We start from the raw sequence: 13,233 nt of genomic DNA on the forward strand, positions 1-13,233 counted from the left end.
TCTGACGGTCAGCTTGCGCGGCAGCCACGAAGCGCTGCAAAACTGCCAGGTCTTTTACCTGACGGGCCTTCTGGATGCCTTTTCTGAGCCGGTCTTTGTTAAGGTGGTCACCAAATACTTAGAAGAGGGATCCCCCAACCTTATCCTGGATTTGACGGGGATCGACTTCATCGATAGCTCTGGCGTCGGTGCCCTGGTGCAATTGGCCAAGCTGGCACAGGGCCGTGGAGGTATCTTTCAGGTGGTGAGCAACCCCCGCGTCACCCAAACCGTGAAACTGGTGCGGCTAGAAAAGTTTTTGTCCTTGCGCAACTCTCTGCAGGAAGCCTTGGATCGCCTGAGGGAGGAAGGCGCGGGCAATCCAGAAACCGCCTGATACATGGGCCTGGGAACTTTTTGGGGGATCAGTGCTGGAGCCGGGGATCCCGAGTGGCTGACCCTCAAAGCAGCCCGCATCCTCGGCGCCGTCCGCTGGGTGGCCTGCCCTCAGAACGCCATCGGCCAGCCGGGTTTAGCCTATCAAATCGTGCGCCCCTGGCTGCGACCGGAACAAACCCTATTGCCGTTGCATCTGCCCTTTGTTACCCAAGTTGAGCTTCTGCAGGCGGCCTGGCAAGCGGCTGCCGAGCAGCTGGCCCCGCTTCTAGAACGGGGTGAGGATGTGGCCTTTGTGTGTGAAGGGGATGTGGGCCTCTACAGCACCTTTGCCTACCTGGCCCAGGCCCTGCAGCAGCGGATCCCTGACTTGCCCATCCAGGCCGTACCGGGGGTGTGCTCTCCCCTGGCTGCCGCCGCCGCCCTCGGATCCCCTTTGGCGCTCGGCTCCGAGAAATTGGCGATTTTGCCTGCTCTCTTTGCCCTGGCGGAGCTGGAGGCGGCCTGCGCCTGGGCGGACGTGGTCGTGCTGATGAAAGTGGCCCCCGTCTATCCTCAGGTTTGGCAGTGGCTGGCGGCAAGAGGCTGGCTGCAGCAGGCCAGCTTGGTGGTTTGGGCCGGTTGGCCGCAGCAAGTTCTCTTCCCCACCCTGGAAGGATTGGCCGACTATCGCCCCCCCTACTTTTCCCTGCTGATCCTGCGTTGTGAACCTCGGAATTAGTTTAACTTTTCTTTTATAACTTAAGGCCCGGATAGAGCCGGCTTGTTTCCCTAGAAGAAGGGGAGAGATTGGGCTGGTCAGAGGCCAAGCAGCCCCAATCCAGAAGGCAGGGATCCCTCTATTGAGCTACATCAAAAAGAGATGAAAAGACCAAGTTAAAGGAATGATCCAGCCCGTTAAGAATGGTTGCTGCCCTTGGAAGCGGGATCGATTACAGGTTAGATTATGGGTGTGGTGATTCAGGCGAGGAGGATAATATCTCATCCCCATCAAACGCGAGACACCGCTTCTCGATTCAATCAAATCCAAAAGGCTCCGTCAGTCAACAGTTTGATCTCAACTTCCGATCCGTTGCTGCGGCAGGCTTTTCTGAGAAGTGGATGTCTCGCCAAGCAGAGCACCTGGTACCTACGACAGGTTTTCCTCGAAGTAGAACATGGGAGTTAAAGCAGATAGCTGTTGGGTTTGCTGTAGAGGCCACGAAGGGAAGCAGGGAAGTACTCTTCCGGAAGCAAGTTTCTCAAGTGGTTTTGCCAGATCGAGAAGCTCAGCCGGCTATTTTGAGTCTCCACGCATGAGCGAGTGCAAGTAGGAAAATCGGTGATCGGGTTCAGGTGCTCTCAACCTGCAGGCTCTGGCAAGGTGAAGCCAATGCTCAGTGGGACAAGGGCTGCGGGCTTTAGCAATTCTTCGAGGTTCTCTCAGTTCATAGTTCCACTCTCGCTTTCAGGAGGTTGCTATGTTTGCTTTTCTGTCAAAGATTGCTAGAGCAGTTATCCGCATATTTGCTCCTGACAAATCCGATCTGGTGGAAGTGGGTTACCAGCCCATTACGGATGATGTCTATCGCATCAATGGCTCAGCCTGCCACGCTAGCGATCTGGAGATCTGATCGTAAGCCTCAGATTTGATTTGCGTTTTGGAGCACCCACGGGCATTGGCTCAAAAATCCTCGTTTCCAGAGTGTTGTTTGCTAACCAATTTGTTGAATCCATTTTTTGGAGTGCTCGGATCGGTTACGTGTTAGGACAGGACAACTGAATAAGCCTGGGTCAATTTGCGCTGCAGTTGGTCTGCGGCGGGAGAGGGTGGTTCTCCTCTCTGGGGTCAAGTTCTACCAGTTCAGTGGCGGCTCTGTTTAGAGGGCCGCCGCTTGTTATGGTTTGCAAGTTGTCTGGCAAAATAATAGGGATGCCCACGGTTGATGCGTGTTGCCTTCCCTTGTGGTTTATCCGGCTACGTCGGGTGATCTGGATTCCTTAGCCGAGGTTCTCGCGCAGGCTTTTCACCCCCCACTGGGTCTGCAGCGCTGGATCTACCCGATTCGCAAGCTAGGGATCCGCGAAGATTTGCGCCTCAAGCTGGCGGCCAGGGATCCCTGCTATTGCTGCCTGGCGGCGGCGGTGGGGGCCAAGGTGGTGGGAACTGCCGAGATCTCTCTGCGGCGCATGGCCCATGGCAAGTATCCCTATCTTTCCAACTTGGCGGTGCTGCCCGCTTGGCGGCGGCGCGGGATCGCCCGGCAGCTTTTGCTGAGCGCCGAAGGGGTGGTGCAGGGCTGGGGCTATCGCCAGTTGCATCTGCACGTGGTGGCGGACAATCTGCCCGCTCGACAACTCTATGCCCAACTGCGCTACACTCCCGTCCAGCGCACCTCTCAACTTTGGCAGTGGTTGGGGATCCCGCCCCAGCTTTTGCTCTGCAAGTGGCTGACGTAAAGTTATGTAAACTGGAAGGGGGGAGCTAGAGAGGTGTTGCCGTGATTGTCAAAAAAGTGGTGGGTAGGATTGGGCGCTGGCTGGGCCTGGCAGGGTTGTTTGCGGCTTTGCTGGTGAGCGTTGTGGGTGTTCAGTCTGCCCTGGCCCAGTGGGGCACCACTCCCCTGCCGGAGATCGGGGCGCCGGCCCCAGAGTTTGAGCTGCCGGATCAGTTGGGCCAGGTGCGGCGGCTGGCGGATTTTCGCGGCGAGTGGGTGGTGCTCTACTTCTATCCCCGCGACTTCACTTCCGGCTGCACGATCGAGGCCCGCCGCTTTCAGCAGGATCTGCCCAAGTTTCGGGCTCTGGGGGCGCAGATTGTGGGCGTAAGCGCCGACTCGGTGGACTCCCACCGGCGGTTTTGCACGGCAGAGGGGCTGCAATTTCCTTTGCTTTCCGATCCTGAGGGCACCGTTAGCCGCGCCTACGGCTCCTGGATGGGGGAGATGGCTCTGCGCAACACTTTTTTGATCGATCCTGACGGGATCCTGCGGGCCATCGACCCAATTGTCAATCCCTCTCGGCACAGCGCCGAGGTCTTGGCCCAGTTGCAAGAGCTGGCCCGGGCCGGCTAGTCCTGCGGGCCAAAGGTCTGCTCGAACTCTTGCAGCAGCTCGTCGATCTCCTCGAGGGCCTGGTTGACATCGATGCGCAAGCTGCCCAGGTCTGGCTTTTCCAAAAGCTTGACCAAAGCTGGCCGGCGCTCGCGAATGCGCTTGATGCGCTCTTTTAAGGCGGCAATTTCGGCTGCGTCCATGGCTACAGAGATTGTTTCAACTCCTCCAGCCTATCGCTTTCCCACCCGGATCGTCGCTCACCGCGGGGATCACAGCCACGTTGAGGAAAATACCCTGGCCGCTTTTACGGCGGCCATCGAAGGCGGGGCCGACGGGATCGAGCTGGATGTGCGCCGCAGCGGCGACGGGATCCCGCTGGTTTTTCACGATGCCGAGCTGGAGGGCCAGCCGTTGGCGGCGCTCACGTGGGCTGAGATCCGCGCCCGCAAGCCCTCGATTCCCAGCTTGGAAGAAGCGCTGCTCCACGTCAGGGGCAGGATTGCCCTCGATATCGAGCTGAAAGAGGCGGGCTATGAAGAACAGATCCTCGCCCTTATCGGCAAGCTCTTGACCCCTGCAGAGTGTGTGATCACTTCCTTTTTGCCCCAGGTGGTGCAACGGGTGAGAACTCTTCTGGGACGCCCGCACCTTGAAGGGGCCGCCCCCCAGGTTGGCCTGTTGGTGGAAGCGCCGCCGAGGGAAGAGCAGGGATCCCTGTTGGCCTATTGCCGCGAGCTGGGGGCCGACTTTCTCGCTCCCCACTACGCTTGGCTGGACTTGCCGTTTTTGGCAGCGGCAGCCCGGGCCGGGATCCCGCTCTACGTCTGGACGGTGAACGATCCGGAGATCATGGCCTTCTGTTTGCGCCCGCCTGGGGAGGATCCCGTGGTTCAGGGGCTAATCACCGACCGCCCTCAGTTGGCGCTACAAATTCGCGCCCGGCTCTGGGCCGCCTCCTGAGGATCCCCTGCCCTAGACCATGGGCACAAATTGCACCGGGAAAGCGCCCTTTTGCACCACCCCTTCTGGGGTTTTGTGGAGGATCAGCAAGGATTGGGATCCCTGGCTTTCGCCCACCGGCACTACCAACCGGCCCCCCACCGCCAGTTGATCCAGGAGCAGCATCGGCAGGGTTGGGGGGGCTGCCGTGACCACGATGGCGTCGTAGGGAGCGTGTTCCGGCCAACCTTGATAGCCATCTCCCTGGCGCACCTCCACGTTGCGGTAGCCCAAGGCAGCAAGGGTTTGCTGGGCACGGGCGGCCAAGGGAGACAAACGCTCCAGACTATATACCTGTCGGGCCAGCTCGGCCAAAATAGCCGCCTGGTAGCCGGATCCGGTGCCGATCTCCAGCACCACCGACTCAGGGGTGAGGCGGGCCGCCTCGGTCATAAAGGCAACGATGTAAGGCTGAGAGATCGTCTGGCCGTAGCCAATGGGCAGCGGGCAATCCCTGTAGGCGCGATCCTGCAGCTCCGGAGGAACGAAAAGATGGCGCGGCACCTTGCGCATTGCTTCCAGCACCCGCGGATCGCGGATCCCCCGCTGCAAGATTTGCTCCCTCACCATCCGTTCCCGTTGGGCAGCAAAAGGACAAGCCTGCCTCTCCCCACCGCCAGCAGCAGGCTCAGGAGCCCCCAACTCGGCAGCCCGGATCCCTGGGTCGGCAGTCCTCCTAAAAAAAGATGAGAACAGTCTGACCATTGGCCTACACCCTCCCAAGATGATGGGCCGCGGGGATTTTGCTCGAATGCTGCGCCGCAATTGCACAAGATCGCGGATCCCTGAAGGCTTCCACCTCGATCCTGGCCCACTTTCCCAAGGACTTCCAGCTTTCATCAAGAGATTGTTGCCAAGCCTGCTGCCGCAAAGTCTCTCGACAACCCGGAAAGCTGAACCCCTAAGGGTTGGGGAGGGCCAAAATTGTAAAGTTTTGTGCGCGATCCGTCGGGACGAGCGATTGCTGGCCTTTCTTTGCCCGCTCTAGTCTTTAAGAGAAAACCAGAAGCTCTTGCCGGAATTGACACAAAAATGCGGCACAATACTCTTAAAACAGCAAATTTCCCGACTTGCGCTCATCCGCCAGAACAATGTTAATATCTGTGTCGGGAAGTCTCCGTACTCCCTCGCGAACGCACCTTGAAAACCTTATGGATTCAAGCTTTTCCGGGGGTAGGGTTGATCCCTACCTTTTCCCCGCAAGGGGACGGAAACGCAACACCGCTCCCCTGAACAACAATTTCCCCTTGGCGTTGATCCCTACCTTTTCCCCGCAAGGGGACGGAAACACCGAAGGTGGCGAGTACGACCCGAAGCCGCCGGGTTGATCCCTACCTTTTCCCCGCAAGGGGACGGAAACGATGCCCCAACGTAACTTCCTCGTCCCGCTCCGGCGTTGATCCCTACCTTTTCCCCGCAAGGGGACGGAAACTGTGCGCTCGATGGTGTCATATCCCACCGCTACGCAGTTGATCCCTACCTTTTCCCCGCAAGGGGACGGAAACACAGACTTTTCCCGGACGGTGACGTCCAGGCCTACTGGTTGATCCCTACCTTTTCCCCGCAAGGGGACGGAAACGGCAAGGACTAGGTTCGTCTCTAAAACTTCCCCTTCCTCGTGTTGATCCCTACCTTTTCCCCGCAAGGGGACGGAAACGCTCGGCGCTCAGGAGCTCGCACAAGCAGTCCACGAAGTGTTGATCCCTACCTTTTCCCCGCAAGGGGACGGAAACAGGATGAAGAGATCTTCACCCTCGCGAACCGTAACGTCTCGTTGATCCCTACCTTTTCCCCGCAAGGGGACGGAAACGGCAAACCAAATCCTCTGAAACTAAAAAGACAGGTTGATCCCTACCTTTTCCCCGCAAGGGGACGGAAACTGCATGCCGCCGCGACACGGCAAGACCCAGCTGGTGTCGCGGGTTGATCCCTACCTTTTCCCCGCAAGGGGACGGAAACAGTAGATACCGAAAGCATCAATACCGCCAGCGGGCCCGTGTTGATCCCTACCTTTTCCCCGCAAGGGGACGGAAACTTCCTGGGTTTTCGGTACCCAGTCCTCACGCGCAGTTGATCCCTACCTTTTCCCCGCAAGGGGACGGAAACCCGCCCACACACCGTCACCACACGCCCCTGACCGGCCACCGTTGATCCCTACCTTTTCCCCGCAAGGGGACGGAAACTCGAAGGAGCTGGGTATTTCCAGCTCCAGCAAGACGCACCAAGTTGATCCCTACCTTTTCCCCGCAAGGGGACGGAAACGACGTCGCCCAACCGGAGCTCTACGGCCCGGCCAAGGTTGATCCCTACCTTTTCCCCGCAAGGGGACGGAAACACTAGCGGCTCCTTAATTATCTTCATATGCGCTTCCTTCAGCTGTTGATCCCTACCTTTTCCCCGCAAGGGGACGGAAACGTTTTGGGGGAGTCGTCGTCGCCAAGATACGTGTAGTGTTGATCCCTACCTTTTCCCCGCAAGGGGACGGAAACATCAGCCGGCGGCCTTCGTAGAGAAGGTCCGCCAGCTGGAGCGTTGATCCCTACCTTTTCCCCGCAAGGGGACGGAAACAACCCCACCAGCGCCTTCTCGTAGCCGGGCTTCTGGGGTTGATCCCTACCTTTTCCCCGCAAGGGGACGGAAACGTGTGTAGGGGGGGCTTGGTGCTACGGCGGTGGGACATTCCGTTGATCCCTACCTTTTCCCCGCAAGGGGACGGAAACCCCCGGACGACTGTGATACGGCCAGGGGCTTCAGACGTTGATCCCTACCTTTTCCCCGCAAGGGGACGGAAACTCCCACACCGCCTCTTGGAGTCGGGCTTGATACAAGTCCGACGTTGATCCCTACCTTTTCCCCGCAAGGGGACGGAAACGTCTGTGTAGATACTGAGCATCTTCTTGTTCTGGCTTTGTTGATCCCTACCTTTTCCCCGCAAGGGGACGGAAACCCAAAAGGCTGCGTCCGCCCGACTTCCAGAGCCGGGCGGGGGTTGATCCCTACCTTTTCCCCGCAAGGGGACGGAAACGGTGGAAGCGAAGCGTGGGGGGTGGATACGCTCCTGGCGGTTGATCCCTACCTTTTCCCCGCAAGGGGACGGAAACGTGGCCACCGGAGCGAAGCCCTTGAGGTATTGTTTCCCCTGTTGATCCCTACCTTTTCCCCGCAAGGGGACGGAAACAAGGTACTTTGCCATGTTCTGTCTCCAAAAAACATTGTTGATCCCTACCTTTTCCCCGCAAGGGGACGGAAACGTAGCGTCGTCCAGGTAGTCCAGAATCTGCTCGTACATGGGGGAACCGTTGATCCCTACCTTTTCCCCGCAAGGGGACGGAAACCTAGAGCCAGATAGCTTCAACCATTATTGTTGAAGCCACGGGGTTGATCCCTACCTTTTCCCCGCAAGGGGACGGAAACGATACGTCTATCTACCAAGCAAGCGGGCCTGGGGCGTTGATCCCTACCTTTTCCCCGCAAGGGGACGGAAACGCGCGTTCGCCGAGGTGTTCGGCGAGGCGGTCGTAGACTGTTGATCCCTACCTTTTCCCCGCAAGGGGACGGAAACGCCAATATATATTCCGCAGGAATGCGCTCTCCCTCACTATGTTGATCCCTACCTTTTCCCCGCAAGGGGACGGAAACCTCGCCGACCTGGTCGGGGCAGTGGCGGCCCTGCTGGACGAGGGTTGATCCCTACCTTTTCCCCGCAAGGGGACGGAAACTCCATCCTAAGGATGTCGGCCAGTCTTGCTACCTCAATCTCGTTGATCCCTACCTTTTCCCCGCAAGGGGACGGAAACTTTGGATATCAAAATTGGGAATGCCCGCAAGCATTCCCAAGTTGATCCCTACCTTTTCCCCGCAAGGGGACGGAAACCTTTCTCGAAGGGCCCTAGCGGGTGTGCCGCCACCCGGTGTTGATCCCTACCTTTTCCCCGCAAGGGGACGGAAACCCTGGGTTCTGGTGGCGGATAGGGCAACTCCCGTCCATCGGGGTTGATCCCTACCTTTTCCCCGCAAGGGGACGGAAACGCCAGCGCTCGTCCCAACTTCCGCCGAACACCCGCGGGGTTGATCCCTACCTTTTCCCCGCAAGGGGACGGAAACACAGCCGGACGATGACGACCCCGACCCCGACCCCGACGTTGATCCCTACCTTTTCCCCGCAAGGGGACGGAAACTCTCTACTTCTCCGGATGCCTTGCCGGCCAGCTTCACCGCGTTGATCCCTACCTTTTCCCCGCAAGGGGACGGAAACGACTGGCGGGGTCCAGACAGGTCGAGGCAGGAGAGTCGGGTTGATCCCTACCTTTTCCCCGCAAGGGGACGGAAACGGCGCGCAGGGCGACCATGGACCAGAGCGATTCTTCGTGTTGATCCCTACCTTTTCCCCGCAAGGGGACGGAAACGCAGGGCCCGCATGACGACCCTCTTGACGGCGGTACGGGTGGCGTGTTGATCCCTACCTTTTCCCCGCAAGGGGACGGAAACTCTTCTGGGTAGGGCCTTCAACCTCAAGCCCTTCGCGGTTGATCCCTACCTTTTCCCCGCAAGGGGACGGAAACAAAACTTCCGCCGAGGCCTCGTCCAAGGCCTCGAAGTTGATCCCTACCTTTTCCCCGCAAGGGGACGGAAACCCCACCCCGCGTACGCCCATGTCCGGATAATCATCCGTTGATCCCTACCTTTTCCCCGCAAGGGGACGGAAACGTTGTTTGGCACCAGGAAGAGGCGGTTGGTGCCGCGTTGATCCCTACCTTTTCCCCGCAAGGGGACGGAAACCCCACCATCCCCACCTCGGACAGGTCAATCTCGGCCGTTGATCCCTACCTTTTCCCCGCAAGGGGACGGAAACTCCTCGAACAGCTCGTCCAGATCCGCGGGCGTCAGTGGGTTGATCCCTACCTTTTCCCCGCAAGGGGACGGAGTTGGACTTGGTGACAGATTAAGAACTGTCCTGGGGGTGTCTGGGGAAAAAGCCCAAGTTCACTAGACTGTAAATGTGATTTAGGGTACAGATTTATGACGACTGTCTCCGCTGCTGCTACCCCCGCTAGCACGACGCTGCTCAACATCTGGCAAGTGTTGGCCGAAAAGTTTGCCGATCACACTGCCCTCAGGGATCCCCATGCCCAGCCAGTCTTTGAGATTTCTTATGGCCAGCTCTTTCGCCGCATTCAGACCTTGGCTGCCGGTTTGCAAGCTTTGGGCATTCGCCCCGGGGATCGGGTGGCCATTTTTGCCGATAATTCCCCCCGCTGGCTGATGGCGGATCTGGCCACGCTGTTTACGGGAGCGGTCAATGTGCCCCGCAGCGCCGTGGCGGATCCGGCTGAGCTGGGCTACATTTTGCGCCACTCCGGCAGCACGGCTTTGATTGCCCAGGATGTGAAGACCCTGAGGCGGGTGCAGCCGGTTGTGCAGGAGCTGGGCCTGGAGCGGCTGCTGCTGCTTTCCGATGAAGAAGAGGCAGGAGTATTGAACTTTTCTCAGTGGCTGCAGAAAGGGCGGGAAGGCCGCTACGAGCCGCCGCGGCTGGAGCGATCCCAGTTGGCCACCATCATCTACACCTCTGGCACCTCTGGTCGCCCCAAGGGGGTGATGCTCAGCCACGGCAACCTGATGCACCAGGTGGAGAACTTGAGTGTGGTTGTACAGCCCCGGCCAGGGGATAAGGTGCTGACCATTCTGCCCACTTGGCATTCTTATGAGCGGGCCTGCGAGTATTTTCTCCTCAGCCAGGCCTGTACGCTGGTCTATACCAACCCTCGCTTTATCAAGCAGGATTTGCAACAGGAGCAGCCCCACTATCTGGTGGCAGTGCCCCGCATCTGGGAGACGGTTTACGAAGGGATCCAGAGACAATTAAAGGAAAAAAGCCCCCTCATGCAGCGGCTGATCCGCACCTTGATGGCGGCCAGCGAAGGCTACGTGCTCGCCGGGCGGATAGCCGGCAACCGGTCGATTTTGCACTACGGCGTCAGCCCTTGGGTGCGAGTGGGGGCCCGCCTGCAACAGGGGCTACTCTGGCCTGTGCACCGCCTGGCCGATGCGCTCATCTACCGCAAGGTGCGGCAGGCTTTAGGCCCCAATTTTCAACAGGCCATCAGCGGCGGCGGATCCCTGCCCGCCTATCTGGATCTGTTTTACGAGGTGGTGGGCATTTCCATCCTCAACGGCTACGGCCTCACGGAAACCTCGCCGGTGCTGTGCGCGCGCCGTCCTGACAACAATGTGCGCGGCACGGCTGGCCCCCCCTTGCCAGGCACGGAGTTTCGCATTGTGGATCCGGAAACCCGGCAGCCGCTGCCCCCCCGTGCGAAGGGGCTGATCCTGGCGCGGGGGCCGCAGGTGATGATGGGTTACTACAACAATCCAGAGGCGACCGCCCAGGTGCTCAGCCCCGACGGCTGGTTTGAAACAGGGGATCTGGGCTGGCTCACCCCCGACGGGCAACTGGTGATCACCGGCAGGGCCAAGGACGTGATCGTGCTGCTTAACGGAGAGAACGTCGAGCCCCAGCCGCTGGAAGATGCCTGCCTGCAATCCCCTTACATCAGCCAAATGGTAATTGTCGGCCAGGACCAAAAGAAACTGGCCGCCCTCATCTACCCCAACCTGGACGCCCTCAAGGCTTGGGCCGCCGGGCAAGGGATCCCGGCTGCTGAGGCCGAGCTGCTGGCCCACCCGCAGGTGCGCGCGTTGATCTTGCGGGAGGTGCAAACCCGCATCCAGGAACGTCCCGGCTACCGGCCCCACGAGCAAATTGCCGACTTCCGCTTTTTGCCAGAGCCCCTGAGCGTGGAAAATGGCCTCCTGACCCAGACGCTGAAGATCAAGCGCAACCCGGTAGCCGAGCGCTATGCCCACCTCATCCAGGAGATGTATCCGACAGGGAGCTAAGTTTGGGATCCCCGTTGTTGCTCCAGGTAGCGCCGGAAGCTCTCCGGGGGAATGGCCCCCCGGTAAGCCCCACAGTAGTAGAGGGTGAGCACCGCCTTGTAGGCCCAATCGGTCGGCACCACGTCTGGGAAGGGGCTGGGCAGGGTGTCTGCTTGGTTGGCGGCGCAGGCCTGCAAGATCTGCTCCGTGGTGAGCTGTTCGGCCAGATCGGGGGGCAGCTCCCGCAGGTTGGGCTGGGCCAAAGCCGCTCCAGATAGGCTCAAACTGGAGAGAGCTGCGCCCACAAGAGCTTGGGTGAGGAGGTCTTGCACTTGCATTGGAAATGATCGACGAGGAGAAATCGGTCGGGTAAGTCCCTTCTCTAGGGTAGTACGGATGCAAAGAGCGTTTGGATCTGGATAGAAGTCTCAGCCGCTCTGTTCCCAGATTAAGATGCAAAAAAACCCGGAAGCAAAAGGAGACGGCGGGATCCCCGAACGGCCAATCCTCTCCTTGCGGGGTTGATGAAGTGTTGAGAACAGGTCGAGGCCAATGAGCTTATCCAAAGGGCCAAGTTTTGACAGCCTGGATCCGCCGGATCCCAAGCTAATCGATGCCTGTGTGCACTGCGGGTTTTGTCTGACCACCTGCCCCAGCTACCGCGTCCTCGGCAAGGAGACAGACTCGCCGCGGGGGCGCATCTATCAGATGGACGCCCTCAATCAGGGGCAGATTTCCCTTTCGGTGGCCACGGTTTCCCATTTCGATACCTGCCTGGGCTGTTTGGCCTGTGTTACCGCCTGCCCCTCAGGAGTGCGCTACGACCGGCTGATTGCCGCCACCCGCCCGCAAATCGAGCGCAACTACCCACGCGGTCTTTGGGATCGCCTGTACCGCCAATTTATCTTCTTCCTCTTCCCCTACCCGGAGCGGCTGCGGCCTCTGCTTTGGCCGCTTTGGCTCTATCAGAAGATGGGGATCGGCGCCTGGATCCGCCAAGGGCTGGAAAAAGTCTCCCCGCGACTGGCAGCTATGGAATCGCTCATGCCCCCTCTGGAGGTGGAGCAACTGCTGCCCAAGCGCTACCCGGAGCAGATCCCGGCGGTGGGCGAGCGCCGCTTTCGCGTGGGGCTGATCCTCGGCTGCGTGCAGCGCCTGTTTACCCCGCAGGTGAACGAGGCCAGCATTCGCGTCTTGACCCACAACGGCTGTGAGGTGGTGATCCCGCCTGCCCAGGGCTGTTGTGCGGCCTTGCCCCACCACCAAGGGCAACTGCAGCAGGCAGAAGCCCTAGCCCGCCAGATGGTGGATGCTTTTGCCGGCTACGAACTGGATGCCATTTTGGTGACTGCCTCCGGCTGCGGCCACACCCTCAAGGAGTACGGCCACCTTTTGGCCAAGGATCCCGACTACCACGAGAAAGCGGCCCAGTTTGCGGCCAAAGTCAAGGATATCCAGGAGTTTCTCGCTCAGGTGGGGCTGACTGCTCCCCTGTACCCCCTGCAGCCGGATCCCTTGGTGCTGGCCTACCAAGATGCCTGCCACATGCTGCACGGGCAACGCCTCAGCCAAGAGCCGCGGCAACTGCTACGCCAGATTCCGGGGCTGGAGCTGCGGGATCCCGTCGATGCCGCCCTCTGCTGTGGCAGCTCCGGCGTCTACAACCTGCTGCAACCCCAGATAGCAGATGAGCTGGGATCCCAGAAGGTGGCCAACCTCCTCAACACTGGTGCCCAGGGGATCGTCTCCGCCAACATCGGCTGCCGCCTGCAAATCCAGAAGCACCTGCAGGGCAAAGCCGGGATCCCCATTTATCACCCGATGGAACTCCTGGATCGCGCCCTGCAACCGGCGGCAACTCCTTAACCCCCCTCTCCCTCTGGGAGAGGGGCCGGGGGTGAGGGATGGGAGAGGGGCCGGGGGTGAGGGATGGGAGAGGAGAGAT

General features: G+C 59.7%; 11 protein-coding genes and 1 CRISPR repeat array. Of the genes, 8 read left to right on the forward strand and 3 right to left on the reverse strand.

Translation table 11 applies throughout. The features are described from left to right. The first annotated feature begins 13 nt into the window (after positions 1-13). From NW851_RS07810 to NW851_RS07830, 5 genes are all read left to right on the forward strand, one after another. On the forward strand, positions 14-376 hold the full coding sequence (locus tag NW851_RS07810) for an STAS domain-containing protein (protein ID WP_414332787.1): 363 nt from the start codon (positions 14-16) through the stop codon (positions 374-376). Between the two features lie 3 nt (positions 377-379). After that, the gene (locus NW851_RS07815) at positions 380-1,096 is read left to right on the forward strand and encodes a precorrin-2 C(20)-methyltransferase (RefSeq protein WP_414332789.1); all 717 of its coding nucleotides are present in this window, start codon (positions 380-382) and stop codon (positions 1,094-1,096) included. Between the two features lie 739 nt (positions 1,097-1,835). After that, entirely contained in the window at positions 1,836-1,988 is a 153-nt protein-coding gene (locus NW851_RS07820; protein WP_414332791.1) for a hypothetical protein, read from the forward strand. Between the two features lie 316 nt (positions 1,989-2,304). Beyond that, positions 2,305-2,814 carry an N-acetyltransferase family protein gene (locus NW851_RS07825; RefSeq protein ID WP_414332792.1) on the forward strand — a complete coding sequence of 170 codons (510 nt, stop codon included), beginning with the start codon at positions 2,305-2,307 and terminating at the stop codon, positions 2,812-2,814. A 44-nt stretch (positions 2,815-2,858) separates the two neighbouring features. Beyond that, positions 2,859-3,428, forward strand: coding sequence for a peroxiredoxin (locus NW851_RS07830; protein WP_414332803.1), 570 nt, complete (start codon positions 2,859-2,861; stop codon positions 3,426-3,428). Here the strand turns inward: NW851_RS07830 and NW851_RS07835 are convergent. Then, the gene (locus tag NW851_RS07835) at positions 3,425-3,610 is read right to left on the reverse strand and encodes a hypothetical protein (RefSeq protein WP_414332794.1); all 186 of its coding nucleotides are present in this window, start codon (positions 3,608-3,610) and stop codon (positions 3,425-3,427) included. The two genes, NW851_RS07830 and NW851_RS07835, sit on opposite strands and share 4 nt — an antisense overlap. Here NW851_RS07835 and NW851_RS07840 point away from each other — a divergent pair. After that, positions 3,609-4,370, forward strand: a complete 762-nt coding sequence (locus NW851_RS07840) for a glycerophosphodiester phosphodiesterase (RefSeq protein WP_414337595.1) — start codon at positions 3,609-3,611, stop codon at positions 4,368-4,370. The two genes, NW851_RS07835 and NW851_RS07840, sit on opposite strands and share 2 nt — an antisense overlap. Positions 4,371-4,382: 12 nt before the next feature. Here NW851_RS07840 and NW851_RS07845 read toward each other — a convergent pair whose 3' ends face one another. After that, positions 4,383-5,114, reverse strand: a complete 732-nt coding sequence (locus tag NW851_RS07845; RefSeq protein WP_414332798.1) for a protein-L-isoaspartate(D-aspartate) O-methyltransferase — start codon at positions 5,112-5,114, stop codon at positions 4,383-4,385. Between the two features lie 473 nt (positions 5,115-5,587). After that, positions 5,588-9,336: direct repeats of the CRISPR family, unit length 37 nt; unit sequence GTTGATCCCTACCTTTTCCCCGCAAGGGGACGGAAAC. 92 nt (positions 9,337-9,428) lie between these two features. Between NW851_RS07845 and NW851_RS07850 the strand changes: the two genes are divergently transcribed. Continuing rightward, positions 9,429-11,309 carry an AMP-dependent synthetase/ligase gene (locus NW851_RS07850; protein ID WP_414337598.1) on the forward strand — a complete coding sequence of 627 codons (1,881 nt, stop codon included), beginning with the start codon at positions 9,429-9,431 and terminating at the stop codon, positions 11,307-11,309. On the opposite strand, the gene NW851_RS07855 is transcribed toward NW851_RS07850, so the two are convergent. Next, entirely contained in the window at positions 11,306-11,626 is a 321-nt protein-coding gene (locus NW851_RS07855) for a hypothetical protein (protein WP_414337601.1), read from the reverse strand. The genes NW851_RS07850 and NW851_RS07855 overlap by 4 nt on opposite strands. Before the next feature lie 214 nt (positions 11,627-11,840). Between NW851_RS07855 and NW851_RS07860 the strand changes: the two genes are divergently transcribed. Continuing rightward, positions 11,841-13,154, forward strand: a complete 1,314-nt coding sequence (locus tag NW851_RS07860) for a (Fe-S)-binding protein (RefSeq protein WP_414337604.1) — start codon at positions 11,841-11,843, stop codon at positions 13,152-13,154. Positions 13,155-13,233: the final 79 nt, after the last annotated feature.

Source organism: Synechococcus sp. H55.7 (genome assembly GCF_047462395.1).
GTDB lineage: Bacteria > Cyanobacteriota > Cyanobacteriia > Thermostichales > Thermostichaceae > Thermostichus.

Bases quoted from the DNA above. Each gene is read 5' to 3' on its own strand.
- NW851_RS07820 (WP_414332791.1), top strand. From the start codon at position 1,836: ATGTTTGCTTTTCTGTCAAAGATTGCTAGAGCAGTTATCCGCATATTT.
- NW851_RS07850 (WP_414337598.1), top strand. From the start codon at position 9,429: ATGACGACTGTCTCCGCTGCTGCTACCCCCGCTAGCACGACGCTGCTC.
- NW851_RS07835 (WP_414332794.1), bottom strand. From the start codon at position 3,610: ATGGACGCAGCCGAAATTGCCGCCTTAAAAGAGCGCATCAAGCGCATT.
- NW851_RS07860 (WP_414337604.1), top strand. From the start codon at position 11,841: ATGAGCTTATCCAAAGGGCCAAGTTTTGACAGCCTGGATCCGCCGGAT.
- NW851_RS07815 (WP_414332789.1), top strand. From the start codon at position 380: ATGGGCCTGGGAACTTTTTGGGGGATCAGTGCTGGAGCCGGGGATCCC.
- NW851_RS07840 (WP_414337595.1), top strand. From the start codon at position 3,609: ATGGCTACAGAGATTGTTTCAACTCCTCCAGCCTATCGCTTTCCCACC.
- NW851_RS07845 (WP_414332798.1), bottom strand. From the start codon at position 5,114: ATGGTCAGACTGTTCTCATCTTTTTTTAGGAGGACTGCCGACCCAGGG.
- NW851_RS07855 (WP_414337601.1), bottom strand. From the start codon at position 11,626: ATGCAAGTGCAAGACCTCCTCACCCAAGCTCTTGTGGGCGCAGCTCTC.